This window comes from Synechococcus sp. BA-120 BA3, assembly GCF_034931285.1.
Taxonomy (GTDB): Bacteria; Cyanobacteriota; Cyanobacteriia; order PCC-6307; family Cyanobiaceae; genus Cyanobium.
In genome coordinates this window covers 1-779 of record NZ_JAYGHZ010000218.1, presented here as the reverse complement: position 1 = coordinate 779, position 779 = coordinate 1, and the positions used below count along the sequence as shown (strand labels likewise).

The 779-nt window shown below is 49.2% G+C and carries 2 protein-coding genes; one reads left to right on the top strand and one right to left on the bottom strand.

Translation table 11 applies throughout. The annotated features are described in order from the left end of the window. Positions 1 to 14: 14 nt before the first annotated feature. A complete protein-coding gene (locus tag VB737_RS07395; protein ID WP_500312266.1) occupies positions 15 to 476 on the bottom strand; it encodes a type II toxin-antitoxin system RatA family toxin in 462 nt (153 codons plus the stop codon). 101 nt (positions 477 to 577) lie between these two features. Here VB737_RS07395 and VB737_RS07390 point away from each other — a divergent pair. After that, positions 578 to 779, top strand: a 202-nt coding sequence (locus VB737_RS07390; RefSeq protein ID WP_500312265.1) for an SsrA-binding protein, incomplete at its 3' end; no start/stop codon positions are given.

Here is a 779-nt window from a genome sequence, read left to right as displayed (position 1 = left end):
AGACGGCATACGAGCTACCCTAGCGTCGCGTGGGCTCGGAGATGGGTAATAGAGACAGACTCTGCACGTTTAATGAAGGAATCCACGAAACTGTTGGCAAGGCTGGTAAACACCGGCCCCACCAATTGCTCCAGTACCTTGCTTGAAAACTCGTAGGCCAGTTTGAAATGAACCTTACAGGCTTCGGGCGTCAGTTCAATGAAATGCCAGGTGCCCTCAAGATGGGTAAACGGACCTTCCACCAAGGTCATGTGGATTTCCTCGTGTGGTGTCAGTTTGTTCATTGTGCAAAAGCTTTGTTTGACACCCTTGAACGCAATTTCTACGGTCGCTTTTTCAATGTTGGCGCCAACAGGCTCAACACTTCCGGCACCGCACCACGGCAAACACTGGGGATAATCGGCCACCGCCCGCACCAAATCGAACATTTGTTGCGTGGAAAAATGAACCAACACGGACTTTTCTACAATGGCCATGAATGCTGAAGGGTTTGTTTCCCGCTCGGAGAAAGGATTAAACTCTCTATTTTAGCGTTTTTCACGCTACGCCGCACCCAAAGGACGTTTTCACCGAATTCATGAGCATTATTGACAACAAAAAAGCAGGTTTTGATTACTTCATTGAAGAGAAGTACGAGGCGGGTATTGTGTTGGAAGGCTGGGAAGTCAAATCCATTCGCGATGGTCGTGTTCAAATCAAGGAAAGCCACATCGTGGTTCGCAACGGCGAACTGTGGCTGCTGAACTGCCATATTTCGCCACTGACCAGTGCATCTACCC

Excerpts from the sequence above, each read along its gene's own strand:
- VB737_RS07395 (WP_500312266.1), bottom strand. The coding sequence starts at position 476 with ATGGCCATTGTAGAAAAGTCCGTGTTGGTTCATTTTTCCACGCAACAA.